A 13,876-nucleotide genomic window follows, 5' to 3' on the forward strand; every position below is an offset into this window, starting at 1 on the left:
ATCTTTTACCTTCCAGTCACTCTGGTTCGTCCCTGGCAGGCCGAAAGGTCTCTGCCACTGTGAGGCAGGCTTTCCCCCGGGAAAGGCAGGGCGGATCTTGTACTGGCTCATCCCAACCCACGTGACCTTTGGTAGGGGTCACCACTAGGAGAGGAGGCGCCATGCCCGTTATTACTCTTCCCGATGGCAGTCAACGCACGTTCGACCAGCCGGTATCCGTAGCCGAAGTCGCCGCATCCATTGGTGCTGGCCTGGCCAAGGCCACCCTGGCCGGCAAGGTCGACGGCAAGCTTGTCGATGCCTGCGACAAGATCGACCACGACGCCACCCTGCAGATCATCACCCCTAAAGATGAAGAGGGACTGGAGATCATCCGTCACTCGTGCGCCCACCTGATCGGCCACGCGGTGAAGCAGCTGTACCCGACCGCCAAGATGGTGATCGGCCCGGTGATCGACGAAGGCTTCTACTACGACATCGCCTACGAGCGTCCCTTCACCCCGGACGACCTCGCCGCCATCGAAAAGCGCATGCAGCAGCTGATCGACACGGACTACGACGTGGTCAAGAAGATGACCCCGCGCGCCGAAGTCATCGACGTGTTCACCAGCCGTGGCGAAGACTACAAGCTGCGCCTGGTCGAGGACATGCCGGATGAACAGGCCATGGGCTTGTACTACCACGAAGAATACGTCGACATGTGCCGTGGCCCGCACGTGCCGAACACCCGCTTCCTCAAAGCGTTCAAGCTGACCAAGCTGAGCGGCGCCTACTGGCGCGGCGATGCCAAGAACGAGCAGCTGCAACGCGTGTACGGCACCGCCTGGGCCGACAAGAAGCAGCTGGCCGCCTACATCCAGCGCATCGAAGAAGCCGAAAAACGCGACCACCGCAAGATCGGCAAGCAACTCGACCTGTTCCACCTGCAGGAAGAAGCGCCGGGCATGGTGTTCTGGCACGCCAACGGCTGGACCGTGTACCAGGTTCTTGAGCAGTACATGCGCCAGGTTCAGCGTGAAAACGGCTATCAAGAGATCAAGACCCCACAGGTCGTCGACCGCATCCTCTGGGAGCGTTCCGGCCACTGGTCCAACTACGCCGAGAACATGTTCACCACTTCGTCGGAAAACCGCGACTACGCGGTAAAACCGATGAACTGCCCGTGCCACGTGCAGGTGTTCAACCAGGGCCTGAAGTCGTACCGCGACCTGCCGCTGCGCCTGGCCGAGTTCGGTGCCTGCCACCGTAACGAGCCGTCCGGCGCCCTGCACGGCATCATGCGCGTGCGTGGCTTCGTGCAGGACGACGCGCACATCTTCTGCACCGAAGACCAGGTGAAGAAAGAAGCCGCCGACTTCATCAAGCTGACCCTGGACGTGTACAAGGACTTCGGCTTCACCGACGTCGCCATGAAGCTCTCGACCCGCCCCGCCAAGCGCGTGGGTTCCGAAGAGCTGTGGGACCGCGCCGAAGGCGCGCTGGCCGACGCCCTGAACGAGTCGGGCCTGGAGTGGGAATACCAGCCGGGCGAGGGCGCGTTCTACGGTCCGAAGATCGAGTTCACCCTGCGCGACTGCCTCGGCCGTAACTGGCAGTGCGGCACCCTGCAGTACGACCCGAACCTGCCGGAGCGCCTGGACGCCAGCTACATCGCCGAAGACAACAGCCGCGTGCGCCCGGTGATGCTGCACCGCGCCATTCTCGGCTCGTTCGAACGCTTCATCGGCATGCTCATCGAGCACTACGCCGGCGTGTTCCCGGCCTGGCTCGCCCCGACCCAAGCCGTGATCATGAACATCACCGACAAGCAGGCCGATTTCGCCCTCGAGGTGGAAAAAGCCCTGAACGGTAGCGGATTCCGTGCCAAGTCGGACTTGAGAAATGAGAAGATCGGCTTTAAAATCCGCGAGCATACGTTGCTGCGGGTCCCTTACCTTTTGGTTATAGGGGATCGCGAAGTCGAAACGCAAACCGTCGCTGTGCGCACCCGCGAAGGCGCAGACCTGGGCTCGATGCCCGTCGCGCAGTTCGCTGAGCTGCTGTCGCAAGCGGTTTCCCGGCGTGGTCGCCAAGAATCGGAGTAATGACTATTAAGCGTGAAATGAGAAACGATAAACGAACTGCACCGAAAGCCCCGATCAACGAGAATATCTCGGCACGCGAGGTTCGGTTAATTGGTGCTGACGGCGAGCAGATTGGCATCGTCTCGATTGATGAAGCGCTGCGTATCGCTGATGAAGCGAAGCTGGATCTGGTGGAAATCTCTGCAGACGCGCAACCGCCCGTCTGCAAGGTGATGGACTACGGCAAGCACCTCTTCGAGAAGAAGAAGCAGGCCAACGAAGCCAAGAAGAACCAGAAGCAGATCCAGATCAAAGAAATCAAGTTTCGTCCAGGGACGGAAGAAGGGGATTACCAGGTAAAACTACGCAACCTGGTACGTTTCCTTAGTGATGGGGACAAGGCCAAGATCTCTCTGAGATTCCGCGGCCGTGAGATGGCCCACCAGGAGCTGGGCATGGAGCTGTTGAAGCGGGTCGAAACCGACCTCGCCGAATACGGCACCGTTGAGCAGCATCCGAAGATGGAAGGACGCCAGCTTATGATGGTCATCGCCCCCAAAAAGAAGAAGTAATCTCCCGGGCACGGCAGGCCTGATGATTATTGTGTAATTTTATCGAATGCGGAGTTCCAACATGCCAAAGATGAAAACCAAGAGCGGTGCTGCGAAGCGTTTCCTGAAAACTGCTTCCGGCTTCAAGCACAAGCACGCTTTCAAAAGCCACATCCTGACCAAAATGTCGACCAAGCGTAAGCGTCAACTGCGCGGTGCCAGCCTGCTGCACCCGTCTGACGTTGCAAAAGTCGAGCGCATGCTGCGCGTACGTTAATTTCGGTCAAAGATAGAGGAAGTTACTCATGGCTCGTGTAAAGCGTGGCGTCATCGCTCGTAAGCGTCACAAGAAAATTCTGAAACTGGCTAAAGGTTACTACGGTGCACGTTCGCGCGTATTCCGTGTAGCCAAGCAAGCGGTTATCAAGGCAGGCCAATACGCCTACCGCGACCGTCGTCAGAAGAAGCGTCAGTTCCGCGCACTGTGGATCGCTCGTATCAACGCCGGTGCCCGCACCAACGGTCTGTCGTACAGCCGTCTGATTGCTGGCCTGAAAAAGGCGTCGATCGAAATCGACCGTAAGGTTCTGGCCGATCTGGCAGTGAACGAAAAAGCGGCGTTTGCTGCGATTGTCGAGAAGGCTAAAGCCGTACTGGCTTAAGTACCCACGACAATCATCCGGCGGCGCCTGCGCCGTCGGGTGTAAAACGTCATCGGATAGGGGAAGAGCCTTCAAAAGCTCTTCCCCTATTTTCGTATCTGGAGTCTGTACATGGAAAACCTGGACGCGCTGGTCGCCCAAGCCCTCGAGGCCGTGCAACGCGCTGAAGACATCACTACCCTGGAACAGATCCGGGTTCAATTCCTCGGCAAGAAAGGCGAGCTGACCCAGGTGATGAAGACCCTGGGCAACCTGCCAGCCGAAGAGCGCCCCAAGGTTGGCGCGCTGATCAACGACGCCAAGGAACGCGTCACCGACGTGCTCAACGCACGCAAGGCCGGTTTTGAAGAGGCTGAGCTCAACGCTCGCCTGGCCGCCGAATGCATCGACGTGACGCTCCCAGGCCGTGGCCAGACCACCGGCGGGCTGCACCCGATCACCCGTACTCTCGAGCGCATCGAGCAGTTCTTCACCCACATCGGCTACGGCATCGCCGAAGGCCCCGAGGTCGAAGACGACTACCACAACTTCGAAGCGCTCAACATCCCCGGCCACCACCCGGCCCGGGCGATGCACGACACCTTCTATTTCAACGCCAACATGCTGCTGCGCACCCATACCTCGCCGGTACAGGTCCGCACCATGGAATCCTCGCAACCGCCGATCCGCATCGTCTGCCCAGGCCGTGTGTACCGTTGCGACTCGGATATCACCCACTCGCCGATGTTCCACCAGGTCGAAGGCTTGCTGATCGACCGTGGCATCAACTTCGCCGACCTCAAGGGCACCATCGAAGAGTTCCTGCGGGTGTTCTTCGAGAAAGAACTGGCCGTGCGCTTCCGCCCGTCGTTCTTCCCCTTCACCGAGCCTTCCGCCGAAGTCGACATCCAGTGCGTGATGTGCTCTGGCAAAGGCTGCCGCGTGTGCAAGCAGACCGGCTGGCTGGAAGTGATGGGTTGCGGCATGGTCCACCCGAACGTGCTGCGCATGTCCGGCATCGACCCAGAAGAGTTCCAGGGCTTCGCCTTCGGCATGGGCGCCGAGCGCCTGGCCATGCTGCGTTATGGCGTCAACGATTTGCGTCTGTTCTTCGACAACGACCTGCGGTTCTTGGCTCAATTCCGCTAGGCCCAATCGACGCAACTTTCAGGAGAACAGCATGAAATTCAGTGAACAGTGGCTGCGCGGTTGGGTAAACCCGCAAGTCTCCCGTGACGAACTGGTTGCCCGCCTGTCCATGGCCGGCCTCGAAGTCGACAGCGTGACCCCCGCTGCCGGCCAGTTCAGCGGCATCGTGGTGGGCGAGATCCTCACCACCGAACAACACCCGGACGCCGACAAGCTGCGCGTGTGCCAGGTGAGCAACGGCGCGGAAACCTTCCAGGTGGTCTGCGGCGCCCCGAATGCCCGCCCAGGCATCAAGATCCCGTTCGCCATGATCGGCGCCGAACTGCCGGGCGACTTCAAGATCAAGAAGGCCAAGCTGCGCGGCGTCGAGTCGTTCGGCATGCTCTGCTCGGCTTCCGAGCTGCAGATCAGCGAAGAGAACGACGGCCTGCTGGAACTGGCGGCTGACGCCCCGGTTGGCGAAGACATTCGCAAGTACCTGAACCTCGACGACGCCAGCATCGAGATCGGCCTGACCCCGAACCGCGGCGACTGCCTGTCCCTGGCCGGCCTGGCCCGTGACGTCAGCGCCCTGTACGACGTGCCGGTCACCCGCCCGGTGGTGCCGGCCGTACCGGCTGCCCACGACGAAGTGCGCCCGGTCGAAGTCAGCGCCCCGGCCGCCTGCCCGCGCTACCTGGGCCGCGTGATCCGCAACGTCGACCTGAGCAAGCCGACCCCGCTGTGGATGGTCGAGCGCCTGCGCCGCAGCGACGTGCGCAGCATCGACGCCGCCGTCGACATCACCAACTACGTGATGCTCGAACTCGGCCAGCCGATGCACGCCTTCGACCTCGCCGAAATCAACGGCGGCATCCGCGTACGCATGGCCGAGGAGGGCGAGAAGCTGGTCCTGCTGGATGGCCAGGAAGTCGCCCTGCGCGCCGACACCCTGGTGATCGCCGACCACACCCGCGCCCTGGCCATTGCCGGCGTGATGGGTGGCGAGCACAGCGGCGTCAACACCGAGAAGACCCGCGACCTGTTCCTCGAGAGCGCCTTCTTCGAGCCGATCTCCGTCGCCGGCAAGGCCCGTTCCTACGGCCTGCACACCGACGCCTCGCACCGCTACGAGCGCGGCGTGGACTCGCAACTGGCCCGTGAAGCCATGGAGCGCGCCACCGCCCTGATCCTCGAGATCGTCGGCGGCGAAGCAGGCCCCGTAGTCGAGACCGTGAGCGAGCAGCACCTGCCGAACATCGCGCCGATCACCCTGCGCGCCGAACGTATCACCCAGATGCTCGGCATGGAGATGGACGCCGCCCAGGTCGAGCAGCTGCTCAACGCCCTGGAGCTGAAAACCAGCGCAAGCGGGGCAGGGGAGTGGACGGTCACCGTCCCAAGCCACCGCTTCGACGTCAGCCTGGAAGTCGACCTGATCGAAGAGCTGGCCCGCCTGTACGGCTACAACAACCTGCCGGTGCGCTACCCGCAGGCCCGCCTGGCCCCGCAAGCCCGCCCGGAAACCCGTGGCGAGCTGCCGAACCTGCGCCGCCTGCTGGTCGCCCGCGGCTACCAGGAAGCCATTACCTACAGCTTCATCGACCCGAAACTGTTCGAGCTGTTCACCCCAGGCGTCGAGCCGCTGCTGCTGGCCAACCCCATCTCCAGCGACATGGCCGCCATGCGCGCCTCGCTGTGGCCGGGCCTGGTCAAGGCGATGCAGCACAACCTCAACCGCCAGCAAGACCGCGTGCGCCTGTTCGAAAGCGGCCTGCGCTTCGTCGGCCAGCTGGGTGATCTCAAGCAGCAGCCGATGATCGCCGGCGTCGTCACCGGCAGCCGCCTGCCAGAAGGCTGGGCCAACGGCCGCGACGGCATCGACTTCTTCGACGTCAAAGCCGACGTGGAAGCCCTGCTGGGCTACTCGGGCGCCCTGAGCGACTTCACCTTCGTCGCCGGTAAGCACCCGGCCCTGCACCCCGGCCAGACCGCCCGCATCGAGCGCGACGGCAAGGAAGTCGGCTACCTCGGCGCCATCCACCCGGAGCTGGCCAAGACCCTCGGCCTCGACCGCCCGGTGTTCGTCTTCGAGCTGGTGCTCGGTGATGTAGTCGAAGGCCGCCTGCCGAAGTTCAGCGAGCTGTCCAAGTTCCCGGAAACCCGCCGTGACCTGGCCTTGATCGCAGGTCGTGATGTAGCTTCTAGCTCGGTGCTTGAAGTAATTCGTGACAATGCAGGCGAATGGCTCACAGACCTCAGGCTGTTTGACGTCTACCAGGGTAAAGGCATTGATCCTGATAGAAAAAGCCTGGCCGTCGGCTTGACCTGGCAACATCCATCGCGCACTCTTAACGACGATGAGGTGAATGAAACCCTGCAAACCATCCTCACCTCGCTTGAACAAAGGTTGAACACCACGTTAAGGAAATAACGGCATGGGTGCTCTGACGAAAGCTGAGATGGCCGAAAGGCTGTACGAGGAGCTGGGGCTTAACAAGCGTGAGGCCAAGGAGCTGGTCGAGCTGTTTTTCGAAGAAATTCGGCACGCGCTTGAAGACAACGAGCAGGTCAAGTTGTCCGGTTTCGGCAACTTCGACCTTCGCGACAAACGCCAGCGGCCGGGCCGCAACCCTAAAACAGGGGAAGAGATCCCGATCACCGCGCGCCGCGTCGTCACCTTTCGTCCAGGGCAGAAGCTGAAAGCCCGGGTAGAGGCCTATGCTGGAACCAAGCCATAACGACGAGCTGCCCCCCATCCCGGGCAAACGCTACTTCACCATCGGTGAAGTCAGCGAGCTCTGTGCGGTAAAACCGCACGTGCTGCGCTACTGGGAGCAGGAATTTCCGCAGCTCAACCCGGTGAAGCGCCGTGGCAACCGGCGGTATTATCAGCGCCAGGATGTGCTGATGATCCGCCAGATCCGCGCTTTGCTGTATGACCAGGGTTTTACCATTGGCGGGGCGCGGTTAAGGCTCTCCAGTGATGAGGTCAAGGATGAGTCCAGCCAGTACAAGCAGCTGATTCGGCAGATGATTGCGGAGTTGGAGGATGTGTTGGTGGTGCTGAAGAAGTGACCTGGTTGGCGACGAGTGGAAATTTTTGAAAAAAAGCTTCCATTATTCAAAAGGTTAGGTTAAATTCTTCAACGTTCTCAGCGGTATCGAGAATGATGTCGGGGCGTAGCGCAGCCCGGTAGCGCACTTGCATGGGGTGCAAGGGGTCGAGTGTTCGAATCACTCCGTCCCGACCAAAATACTCCAAAGAATCCAGTCACTTAGCGGTGACTGGATTTTTTTATGTCTTTCGAGATGTTGATTAGATTTCGCGGGCTGCTTAGTACATCGAAATCCGTGGCTGAGGGTTGCTCAGAGCCGTTTACCTCTATGGGGAAGGTCAGATACTCCCTCCCCCCAAAAAAATTGATCTGCAAATGGTGAATTTTGGATGGCCGCTTTCGACCCATAGCGGCCATTAGCGACAGTTACCGGCCAGAAGCGGATGTTTACCTAGGCTCGATTTGAGTCATTGAGTGTCCACGAAACCTGGGACGATTCAGATGTTCCGTTAGAACGGCTCCAATGAGTTGTCGATAGATTGGATGCCAAAACAATCGTCGCAGAGCCGAATTGTTCCTGGCCCAGCTGCGGGAGGCCTCACTAAGGCATAGTCGCGAGCTGGATCATCTGCGCAAATGCTGCACACATTAAAGGTCCCCGCCACTGTAGTAGCCGCTGCTGTCATGGCAGCCTGTTTTGGGTCCCATTCGCGCAGCGAAGCAAACCACTCAGGTGAGTGCGGGCGGAGTAGTCTGCGAGGCGCGGGATCAAGCAGCCCTCTACGTTCCAGCCACGCGGTAGCCGCTTTGATGCGTCGAGCGTGAAAATTGGCCAAGAGGTTATATAGCGCCACCTGTAAGGCGAAGTATTTACGAGGGTGCTCCGCATTTAAGCCTACATAGAACCCGTGATTTAGGACAAAACGGTTTTGTCCTAACTTCTGGTCTGCGAGCAGCTCTTCGCAGTACTTCCGCTTGTGGTCCTCCGGGACATTGTGCCCCTCCATCATGGCGACGTGGTATTGCCAGGCGTTCCTTTCGAATTCCTCATGCCACAACCCCAGATACCGTGAAACTTGCAGGGCTTGCACAAGGTGCGCATCTGAACTGGCCTAATGACCCCGGACACCTCTTAAGGGCGATATGATTCGCCCAATCAGGAGGTTCCATGCAAGAGCGAAAGACCTATACCCGTGACTTCAAGCAACGTGCCGCAAGCATGGTTCTTGATGACAACAGCTCGGTTCCCGACGTCTGTGCGTTATTGGACGTCGGCCCCACGGCTCTACGCCGCTGGGTTGATCAGGTTCGCAAAGAGCGTCAGAAAGGGCAGCCAGTGGCAGGTACCAAGGCAATCAGCGACGAACAGCGAGAGCTTCAACAGCTGCGAGCCAAAGTCAAACGCCTGGAGACCGAGGCCGAAATATTAAAAAAGGCTACGGCTCTCTTGATGTCGGATCCCGATCGTTTTTCCTGATCGAAGAGCTGAGAGAGTCGAACTCGTATCCGACCAGCCTGCTTTGCAGTGCACTGGGCGTGTCCCGCAGCGCGTTTTATGACTGGCTTAAACGACGTTCAGCGCCGAGTGCCAAGCGTGACGCGCTCAGGGCAAAAGTCGTGCAGCTGCATATCGAAAGCCGGGAAAGTGCAGGCGCGCGGATGATCTCTCAGCACTTGAAGGCCCAGCAGATCAAGGTGGGACGGTATCTGGCTGGAAAACTCATGGCGGAGGCAAATCTGGCCAGCAGACAACGCCGTCGCCATCAGTATCGCTCCAAAGGTGTCGAAGCTTTTGTGGCCAAGAACCTGCTCGAGCGTAATTTTGAGCCAACTGCAGTCGGAGTGGGTGCCCTCCAAGGGCTACACGACCATTGAAGAAGCCAGGCAGGACATGACTAGCTTCTTCATGCGCTACAACCGAATCAGGCTCCACAGCTACAACAACTACCTGTCGCCAATGGCCATGGAGCAGCAGGCGGCTTGATCACCGTAATCGGTGTCCGGAAAAACTTGACCAGAACAAGCCCGCTCCCACGATGATTCCTGTACTGCCGACGGCGCTTTTCGGAGCGCCTCAGCAGTCCCGCCCACCCGATCATTGTAACGAACCCGCAAGTAGCGCCAGCAGTGCATCAGCATCCAGCTTGGCACTCACTTCACCGCCCTCCAACAGGCTGTCGGCCAGGTCTCGTTTGCGAGCATGCAGGGCGACGATCTGCTCCTCGATGGTGTTCTCGGCAACCAGCCGGTAAATCGTCACCGGACGCTGCTGGCCGATGCGATAGGCACGGTCACTGGCTTGATCCTCCACCGCCGGGTTCCACCAGGGGTCGAGGTGGATCACATAGTCGGCGGCGGTAAGGTTTAGGCCGCTGCCGCCAGCTTTCAGGCTGATGAGGAAGACTTCACCCGCGCCAGCCTGGAAGGCATTGACTCGGCTTTCCCGTTCCTTGGCGGGCACGCTGCCATCCAGGTACTGGTAGGCGATGCCTTTTTCATCGAACCAGGTACGGACGATACTCAGGTGATCGACGTACTGGCTGAAGATCAAAGCCTTGTGGCCATTGTCCAAAAGCTCTTCGACGATCGCGGTGACCGCCTGGAACTTGCTGCCAGGCAGGGTCGAGCCGGGAGTCACCAGGGCCGGGTGGCAGCAGAACCGTCGCAGGCGGGTGATCTCCGTCAGGATCTGGAATGATCTGCCTGCCCCGGGCGCCAGATCAGAGACATTGCTCACCGCTTGCTGGCGAAGGGCCTCATAGAGGTGAGCCTCTTCATCGGACAGCGGTACTTTGTAGGTAATCTCCGTGCGTGCGGGTAATTCGTCGAGCACCTGGCTCTTCAGGCGGCGCAGGATAAAGGGCTGGATGAGGGCCTTCAGGGCCCGACGGGCTGCTGCATCGCCCTGCTCGATGGGGGTGGCGAAGCGGCTGTTGAAGTGTTCCTGGCTGCCGAGCAGCCCTGGGTTGATGAATCGGAACAGGTTCCACAACTCGCCCAAGTGGTTTTCCAGCGGGGTGCCAGTGGCGACCACGCGGAAATCGGCCTGCAAGGCCATTACTGCTTGAGAGCGTTTGGTCTGGGCATTCTTGATGGCCTGGGCCTCGTCCAGCACGACACTGTGCCAGTGGCAGGCGGCGAAGCCTGCGCTGTCCTGCTGCAGTAGCCCGTAGCTGGTGATCACCAAGTCGCCGGGGCCGAGATCTGCCAGATTGCGCGCTTGCTGATAGAGATGCAGTTTCAGTTGTGGTGCGAAACGCCGGCTCTCAGCCTGCCAGTTGAGGGTTACCGACGTCGGTGCCACGACCAGTTGCGGGCCACCGGCGGCCCGCTGCAGCAGAACGGCCAGGAGCTGTACCGTCTTGCCCAGGCCCATGTCGTCAGCCAGGCAGGCACCGACGCCCCATTGAGCCAGACGTGCCAACCAGGTGAAACCCTCATGCTGATAGGCGCGCAGGTCGGCCTGCAGGGTACGAGGGAGCTGAGGCTGGTGGTCGCGCATCGACTGCAGTTTATCGAGGTGCGCCTGCCAGCTTTTATCGGCCTTGAACTCACTCACCTCGGCGGCCAGCCCGGCCAGCAACGGGGTAGTCAACGGGCTGAGGCGAAGGCCCTGGTCCGTGACCCGATCAGCCAGATACGCCAGTTCCTCCAGGTGTTTGCGCAAGCGCTTGTCAAGCGCCAGCCAGTCACGCTCGTCGAGCTTGAGGAAGCGTCCGGGGCTGGCCTTGAGCAGTTCCAGAAGCTGACGCAGTTGCAGCACTTTGCCGTCATCGAGTGCGACTTCCCCTTGCAGGATGAACCAGTCACCCTGTTTGCGCAGGCCCAGCTTGAGCGCGTCGAGGTTCACGCGGCCCTTTATGCGCAGGCGCTCGCCCTCTGGCCAGACGCAGTGCAGCAAGTCGCCGTCCAATGCATGCAGTTCGCCGAGTACCTGCAAGGCATCCTGAGGCTGGTCCAGCTGCCATTCCTGGCCATCGCTATTGGCGTTGGCCAGGCCGGGGCAGGCATGCAGTACCTGTTGCAGTGCCTGGCGTTCACCCGCCAGGTCGCGGCACACCTGCAAGGGTTTGCCGTCGCGCTCGCCAAGCAGGTTCTGCGCGCCCTGACCCGGGCGAAACCAACTGCTCTCGGCCAAAGGGCGCACCAGCAGTTGCAAGCGCAAACCTTCGGCAAGTGGCAGCAAATGCGCGTACAGGCGCGTATCGGCAGGTTCCTGTTCAAGGTTCACCGAGAGCTCGGGCAGGTCCGAATGGATGGGCAGCAGCGGTGCGATGGCGCTGACGGCTTCGATCAGTTGCGCCTTGCCCGATTGCGGTACGCGCAGGCCGTCGCCGATGATCCTGGCGATCTGGCGCAGATCGCTGTTGACCGGATAGAGCTGCAAACGGGTCGGTGTCTGCTGATGAATGTAGAAGGTGTCGGCGGTGACGATGCCCTCTGGCTCGAGACGCAAATGGATCTGCCCGTCCTGGGCCTGAAGGTGCAGGCTGGCTTCGCCTGCCTGGAGATCGATGCGTGTGTCAGGGGCATCTTGCCAGAACAACGCCGGATGACCGACCAACCTGGGCAGGGCCATGCCAAGCGGCAATTCGTACTCGGCGTGGGAGTAGTAGGACTGGCTGACCTGAATCGCGCTGATCACCTGGCGGTCTTGCTCGCAGAGAAAGTCCAGGCTGTCGCCCTCGTCCATCAGGCGTTTGAGTGCCACGGGGCGGCCCTTGCTCCATTGTCCCTTGGCCCCCAGTTTCTGCTCGCGCGGCTCCAGCTGGTTGCCGTAGCGATGAAGACTCAGCAACCACGCCAGGCGGGTGCTCTTCTTGCCAGCCGCGGTGACCGTTGCATTGGTCGATTTCAGCTGACTCAGTGCACTAAGGGCATGCTGCCAGGCTTCCTGGCGCTGAAGCAGCGCAGTCAGTGGTTTGAAACCCTGCATCGTGATGCAGGTCGTGAAGCTGGCGGGGCACGCCGAATTGCATGGCGATCAGGGCGTCGAATTCTGCCGCCAGCCAGCTGTAACCCTGTTGATCGAGTTCGCCTCGGTAACCTTCCAGCTTCGCGCGCCAATCGGGCCCACGCGCGAGTGGGGCATCCAGCCAGTACAGTGCCAGGGAGAGCATCAGCCCATCCAAGCCATTGAGGGTGGTTGAACGCAGGTACGACAAGTCTGGCGTGTTGCCTTGCAGCCGCTCGAACACCTGATAGAGCGCCGGATAAGCGCTGCCGTAGTTTTCCTTTGTGCCCAGAACCAGTGCCTGTTTGAGCGCAGCGTAGTGCTGGCTGTCGTTTTCAGCGATCAGCGCCAGGCAGTACAGTGCGTTGAGCAACGGTGGCAGGTCGATTTTGCGCTTTTTGGTCTGTTTGCGCTGATCGGTGAGCCAATCCCGCAGCAATCGCAGGGTCTCGTTGGGCTGGCCGCGCAGCATCGACTGCAGACACTGCGTCGTTAGCGGAAGCTCCTGCTCGCCATAGTGTTGCAGCACCGCCCAGTCGCCACGCCAGAGCGCCTGTTGAATCAGTTGCAGGCGCAATGCGGGAAACGGCCTGAGTGCCATCTCCTGCTTGGCCAATGCATAGCTCTCGTCTGCCGGCCCCAGCAGGTCGTTGTTCAGGCGCAGATGATCCTCGATCAGCAGCCCGCGCACCGTCTCGTCCAGTTTGCCGATCACTTCCCGCCCGGCCGGATCGCACTGCAGGAGGCGCATAGGGTGCTGGGCATGCCACTCGCTCACGGGGAGCACCCTGTACGACAGGTACAGCGACTCGGGCAGTCGCTGGCTGTCGCCACTCAGCAGGCGTATCCAAAGCTCTTGCAGTACTCGGGATCTGCCAGGCATTTGCCATTGCCCAAGTGCAGGCAAACTGGCGTTGATCCGGTGCAAGCGCAGGCTCCCCTCGGTTGTGCCCAGCAGGCTGAGGAGCACGCTGTTACGACACTGTGCCGCCACGCAGAAATACAGGCCTTCGTTGCGCTGCTCTACTTCGATCCAGCCCTGGCTTTGCAGCCACTCCAGCAAGGCGGGCAAGGTCGTGGCGTCAAGCAGCCTGCCACCATCGTCACGGATCTCCATGGCACGCAGCAGTTTGAGCAGCGCGGTCTTACCTTTGCCAGGAACCGAGGTTACCAGCGCATAGAGCACAGCCTTGCAATGATCAGGCAGCGAATGGGGGGAGAGGGGGAGGAGGGGCATCCTGGATCTCTGTAAGGTGGTTGTGGCACGGGCGCGCGATGGCTCAAGTCACCTGGTGATGCCCGCGCTGAGGTCGGCCTCGGCAGCAACTTGGCTCCATGCCTACCTATTGCAGTACTTGATTCGGAATACAAAAAAACCGGTGAAAGAGGATAGCACCAGGCATCGCTTCAATGCGGGTGTTCGGAAGGTTACTTGGCCGGACGTCTGGCGTTCACTCTGATCGAGCAGCAACTGCTGCAG

General features: G+C 60.5%; 12 protein-coding genes and 1 tRNA gene. 11 read left to right on the plus strand and 2 right to left on the minus strand.

What is annotated here, in order from left to right:
• Nucleotides 1-161 precede the first annotated feature (161 nt).
• The 11 genes from thrS (at nucleotide 162) to PSEEN_RS27000 (ending at nucleotide 9,317) form a co-directional block, all read left to right on the plus strand.
• Nucleotides 162-2,084 carry a threonine--tRNA ligase gene (gene thrS / locus PSEEN_RS09155; RefSeq protein ID WP_011533206.1) on the plus strand — a complete coding sequence of 641 codons (1,923 nt, stop codon included), beginning with the start codon at nucleotides 162-164 and terminating at the stop codon, nucleotides 2,082-2,084.
• A complete protein-coding gene (gene infC, locus PSEEN_RS09160; RefSeq protein WP_011533207.1) occupies nucleotides 2,084-2,635 on the plus strand; it encodes a translation initiation factor IF-3 in 552 nt (183 codons plus the stop codon). The genes thrS and infC overlap by 1 nt, the downstream gene beginning before the upstream one ends.
• A gap of 61 nt (nucleotides 2,636-2,696) precedes the next feature.
• On the plus strand, nucleotides 2,697-2,891 hold the full coding sequence (gene rpmI, locus PSEEN_RS09165) for a 50S ribosomal protein L35 (protein ID WP_003250667.1): 195 nt from the start codon (nucleotides 2,697-2,699) through the stop codon (nucleotides 2,889-2,891).
• Between the two features lie 28 nt (nucleotides 2,892-2,919).
• Nucleotides 2,920-3,276, plus strand: coding sequence for a 50S ribosomal protein L20 (gene rplT / locus PSEEN_RS09170; protein ID WP_003250671.1), 357 nt, complete (start codon nucleotides 2,920-2,922; stop codon nucleotides 3,274-3,276).
• A gap of 111 nt (nucleotides 3,277-3,387) precedes the next feature.
• Nucleotides 3,388-4,404, plus strand: a complete 1,017-nt coding sequence (pheS, locus tag PSEEN_RS09175; protein WP_011533208.1) for a phenylalanine--tRNA ligase subunit alpha — start codon at nucleotides 3,388-3,390, stop codon at nucleotides 4,402-4,404.
• Nucleotides 4,405-4,435: 31 nt separating this feature from the next.
• Nucleotides 4,436-6,817, plus strand: a complete 2,382-nt coding sequence (gene pheT, locus PSEEN_RS09180; protein WP_011533209.1) for a phenylalanine--tRNA ligase subunit beta — start codon at nucleotides 4,436-4,438, stop codon at nucleotides 6,815-6,817.
• Nucleotides 6,818-6,821: 4 nt separating this feature from the next.
• Nucleotides 6,822-7,124: an integration host factor subunit alpha gene (gene ihfA, locus PSEEN_RS09185; protein WP_009394049.1), complete on the plus strand. Its 303-nt coding sequence runs from the start codon at nucleotides 6,822-6,824 to the stop codon at nucleotides 7,122-7,124.
• Nucleotides 7,105-7,461 carry a MerR family transcriptional regulator gene (locus PSEEN_RS09190; RefSeq protein ID WP_011533210.1) on the plus strand — a complete coding sequence of 119 codons (357 nt, stop codon included), beginning with the start codon at nucleotides 7,105-7,107 and terminating at the stop codon, nucleotides 7,459-7,461. Before ihfA ends, PSEEN_RS09190 begins: the two co-directional genes overlap by 20 nt.
• A 99-nt stretch (nucleotides 7,462-7,560) precedes the next feature.
• Nucleotides 7,561-7,637: transfer RNA gene (locus PSEEN_RS09195), tRNA-Pro, on the plus strand.
• Nucleotides 7,638-8,610: 973 nt separating this feature from the next.
• Nucleotides 8,611-8,919, plus strand: a complete 309-nt coding sequence (locus PSEEN_RS26995) for a transposase (RefSeq protein WP_011533213.1) — start codon at nucleotides 8,611-8,613, stop codon at nucleotides 8,917-8,919.
• 59 nt (nucleotides 8,920-8,978) lie between these two features.
• The gene (locus PSEEN_RS27000) at nucleotides 8,979-9,317 is read left to right on the plus strand and encodes an IS3 family transposase (protein ID WP_231845299.1); all 339 of its coding nucleotides are present in this window, start codon (nucleotides 8,979-8,981) and stop codon (nucleotides 9,315-9,317) included.
• 220 nt (nucleotides 9,318-9,537) lie between these two features.
• Here the strand turns inward: PSEEN_RS27000 and PSEEN_RS09210 are convergent, their stop codons facing one another.
• A complete protein-coding gene (locus PSEEN_RS09210; RefSeq protein WP_011533214.1) occupies nucleotides 9,538-12,378 on the minus strand; it encodes a DEAD/DEAH box helicase in 2,841 nt (946 codons plus the stop codon).
• Nucleotides 12,314-13,633, minus strand: coding sequence for a hypothetical protein (locus tag PSEEN_RS27005; protein ID WP_011533215.1), 1,320 nt, complete (start codon nucleotides 13,631-13,633; stop codon nucleotides 12,314-12,316). Before PSEEN_RS27005 ends, PSEEN_RS09210 begins: the two co-directional genes overlap by 65 nt.
• Nucleotides 13,634-13,876: the final 243 nt, after the last annotated feature.

This window comes from Pseudomonas entomophila L48 (assembly GCF_000026105.1).
Classification (GTDB): Bacteria; Pseudomonadota; Gammaproteobacteria; order Pseudomonadales; family Pseudomonadaceae; genus Aquipseudomonas; species Aquipseudomonas entomophila.

Bases quoted from the DNA above. Each gene is read 5' to 3' on its own strand.
- thrS (WP_011533206.1), top strand. From the start codon at position 162: ATGCCCGTTATTACTCTTCCCGATGGCAGTCAACGCACGTTCGACCAG.
- infC (WP_011533207.1), top strand. From the start codon at position 2,084: ATGACTATTAAGCGTGAAATGAGAAACGATAAACGAACTGCACCGAAA.
- rpmI (WP_003250667.1), top strand. From the start codon at position 2,697: ATGCCAAAGATGAAAACCAAGAGCGGTGCTGCGAAGCGTTTCCTGAAA.
- rplT (WP_003250671.1), top strand. From the start codon at position 2,920: ATGGCTCGTGTAAAGCGTGGCGTCATCGCTCGTAAGCGTCACAAGAAA.
- pheS (WP_011533208.1), top strand. From the start codon at position 3,388: ATGGAAAACCTGGACGCGCTGGTCGCCCAAGCCCTCGAGGCCGTGCAA.
- pheT (WP_011533209.1), top strand. From the start codon at position 4,436: ATGAAATTCAGTGAACAGTGGCTGCGCGGTTGGGTAAACCCGCAAGTC.
- ihfA (WP_009394049.1), top strand. From the start codon at position 6,822: ATGGGTGCTCTGACGAAAGCTGAGATGGCCGAAAGGCTGTACGAGGAG.
- PSEEN_RS09190 (WP_011533210.1), top strand. From the start codon at position 7,105: ATGCTGGAACCAAGCCATAACGACGAGCTGCCCCCCATCCCGGGCAAA.
- PSEEN_RS26995 (WP_011533213.1), top strand. From the start codon at position 8,611: ATGCAAGAGCGAAAGACCTATACCCGTGACTTCAAGCAACGTGCCGCA.
- PSEEN_RS09210 (WP_011533214.1), bottom strand. From the start codon at position 12,378: ATGCAGGGTTTCAAACCACTGACTGCGCTGCTTCAGCGCCAGGAAGCC.
- PSEEN_RS27005 (WP_011533215.1), bottom strand. From the start codon at position 13,633: ATGCCCCTCCTCCCCCTCTCCCCCCATTCGCTGCCTGATCATTGCAAG.